Raw genomic sequence first — 2,792 nt, 5'->3', positions numbered from 1 at the left:
GGATACCTTCATCCGCGAGCTGGTGCCGGAATACGGGCCGGGCTGGGCCTCAAAGATCGTCATCGCCAATTCGCTCGCCGGGGAGGGCTACAACATCTCCTCGCTGGTGGTGCAGGACCCCGAAGGCCGGCAGACGAAGCTGCGCATGTCGGCGGCGGTCTATCTCGGCATCGTCGCCGCCACCAACATGAAGCAGCGCACGCGCAAACAGATCGAGTACTATCACGCCGACCGGCTGAATTTCGCCGTGCTCGGCACGCCGAACCGGCTCGAATACGACCAAGGCTTCTTCGTGAAGAATGGCGACGGCGCGGCTGACGTCAAACCGATCGCCCATCTCTACAAGAGCCAAGTCTATGCGCTTGCCGCCCATCTCGGCATTCCCGAGGAAATCTGCCGCAGGGCGCCGACGACCGACACCTATTCCCTCGAGCAGACGCAGGAAGAGTTCTACTTCTCCCTGCCCTATGACCGCATGGATATTTGCCTCTTCGGCCTGAATAACGGCCTTTCAGCCGCGGACGTCGGCGCCGCCGCGAAGCTGACTGCGGTCGAGGTCGAACGCGTCTGGGCCGATATCGCCGCCAAGCGCCGGGCGACGCGCCATCTGCACCTTGGCCCGCAGCTCGTCCGCCCCGTCGAGGAAATCGCCAGCTGAGATCGGCGCGACCATCGGGATTACGTCGCCGCGCGGGCAAATGACGGCCTATTCGAACTGCTCCCCGGCCAAGCGATTCCAGCGCTCGCCGGCCAGCCCGTTGAAGAAGCCTTGCGAGCTCAGAAACGCGTTCACCAGCTCCTCGTCGCGCGAATGCACCACGGTCGAGGCCGGTTGAGTGAAGGCGACCCGCCGGCCCAGCATCGCTGCGAGCAGAGCGGGTTGCGTCCGGCCGCGCAGGCCGGCGGCGCCGCGCCGCGCCGCATCGCCAATCAAGCAGTCGACGACGGAACCAGCTTGCCCCGGCAGGGCCAGAACCTGCAGCACGCGCGCCATCCTGCCCGGGCGGGTGTGATAGAGGAAGGCGCCGACCAGCGCCCCGCTGGGGGAGGAGACGGACGCGAACACGGCATCACCATAGTCCGGCTTCTGGGAAGCCTCCGCGAGGATATGCGCAAGCTGCTCGGCGCTCCAGTCGGGGCGGAGCGGGAACTGCCGCGTCAACGGGTCCAAAAGAGCCGCAAAACCGGCTTGATCGATTTCGGCTACCTTGAGGCCGCCCTTGCCATTCCAGAGTTCCGGGACCCCGGACCAGCGCATCTCGTTCTCCTGCATCCGTCCGCGAAGATAGCGATCGAGTCCGCGCGCGAGCGGGTCAAGCAAGCGCACGGCGCCGGCTCGCCGCGAGGCTAGATCGAGCAGGAAGGCCGAAGGCCGGATGACCCGGATCCAGTCCAGGCTGTATTGCGGCAGGGCGACCCCGCGCAGTTTCGTCCACATCTGCGTCGAGAGGGCATTTGCGGTTTCGCTGAAGGAGATGTCCTGCGGCCCGGCCAGGAATGTCCTGAGCAGCCTTGCGCCGGCCATCGGGTCGTTCGCCCGCGGTTCGACCATGAGCGAACCACAGATGGCGGCGCGCAGCTTGCACTGGCCATGCCTCATCGGCAGCACATTTACGCCGACAAAGCCTGAAATGTCGCCTTCGCTCGCAATATGGACGAGAGACGCGATCTCCGGATCGCAGACCGGGCCTTCGAGATAGTGCCAGCGCAGATAAGTCTCGAGCGCCGGAGGCGGCGGCTTGCCACCGTCCCGGAAGGTTCTTTGAAAGAGCCCGGCGACGGCCGGAATATCCGCAGCCTGCAGGGGACGAATCTGGCTCATGCCAAACTCGCGGAGGATGAGATCGCGGGCGAACCGTTCCCAAGCTTGCGGAGGAGTGCGACACGCGGCATTCCGACCTCATCCTTGGCGAATGTCACGGGTTCATAGGCCTTGGCTCTGGCTATCAGGGCAGCCACCTGGCGGTCCTGCCCCTGCCCGAACTCGAACAGCAGCCAGCCATCAGGCTTGAGGAAATCGGTTGCGTCCCGGATCAGCCGCTGTTGGATCGAGATGCCGTAAGGCCCCCCGTCGAAGGCCTCGCGCGGCTCGCCCTCAAGCAGATGCGCGCTCTCGCCTTCGAGGCGCGCGGTCGAGATATAGGGCGGATTGCAGACAATCATGTCCGCTGCGCCGATAAGCCCATCGCCCTCCAGCGCACCGAACAGATCCCCTTTCCGGATGGTGACCCGGTCCTGAAGGGCCAAGCGTTCGGCATTGCTCCGGGCGAGCGCGACCGTGCTGTCAGTCACGTCCACCCCCCAGACGCGGGCCGACGGAACTTCCGCGGCGATCGCCAGAGCAAGGTTGCCGGAGCCGCAGCACATGTCGATCACCATCGGGCCGGGCGCGCGATCGCCAAGAATCGCAAGCGCCCTCTGTCCGAGCAACTCCGTTTCCTGACGCGGCACGAGAACGCCCGGAGCCAGTTCGAGCATCACGCTCATGAAACGATGCAGGCGGGGCGTAGAACGGCCGGCTAGGGCTGCTGCTCTGTGCGGCACGGCGGTTCCTTACGTCATCCGACAGTATTGCATACACAGGACCTATCGCGCTCCGGTAAACGGCTGCTAAAGATATCGCCGCCGATACTGCGCAGCGCACCAACTCGGCCATATAGATGCGGCGTTGGTGCGCGGATATGAAATCGAACGCATTTCGGTCTTTGAAGTTGCCGATTGTAGCTGCCGGACTTGATGTCGGACAGACTCCGGGCGTGCGCACGCCAGCATGCGGTTGAGTACCGCTGCAA

Annotated in this window: 3 protein-coding genes; 1 reads left to right on the top strand and 2 read right to left on the bottom strand. The window is 64.7% G+C overall.

Features of this window, described 5'->3' with window-relative positions; translation table 11 throughout:
• On the top strand, positions 1-658 hold a 658-nt coding region (gene nadE / locus EN879_RS31085), incomplete at its 5' end, for an NAD(+) synthase (RefSeq protein WP_127274486.1).
• Between the two features lie 48 nt (positions 659-706).
• Here nadE and EN879_RS31080 read toward each other — a convergent pair.
• Together EN879_RS31080 and EN879_RS31075 are read right to left on the bottom strand one after the other, a co-directional pair.
• Positions 707-1,822: a hypothetical protein gene (locus tag EN879_RS31080; protein ID WP_013525353.1), complete on the bottom strand. Its 1,116-nt coding sequence runs from the start codon at positions 1,820-1,822 to the stop codon at positions 707-709.
• Positions 1,819-2,544, bottom strand: a complete 726-nt coding sequence (locus EN879_RS31075) for a HemK/PrmC family methyltransferase (protein ID WP_013525352.1) — start codon at positions 2,542-2,544, stop codon at positions 1,819-1,821. Before EN879_RS31075 ends, EN879_RS31080 begins: the two co-directional genes overlap by 4 nt.
• Positions 2,545-2,792: the final 248 nt, after the last annotated feature.

The organism is Mesorhizobium sp. M7A.F.Ca.AU.002.02.1.1, assembly GCF_003998535.1.
Classification (GTDB): domain Bacteria; phylum Pseudomonadota; class Alphaproteobacteria; order Rhizobiales; family Rhizobiaceae; genus Mesorhizobium; species Mesorhizobium ciceri.
This window is presented reverse-complemented; position numbering and strand designations above follow the sequence as displayed.

Bases quoted from the DNA above. Each gene is read 5' to 3' on its own strand.
- EN879_RS31080 (WP_013525353.1), bottom strand. From the start codon at position 1,822: ATGAGCCAGATTCGTCCCCTGCAGGCTGCGGATATTCCGGCCGTCGCC.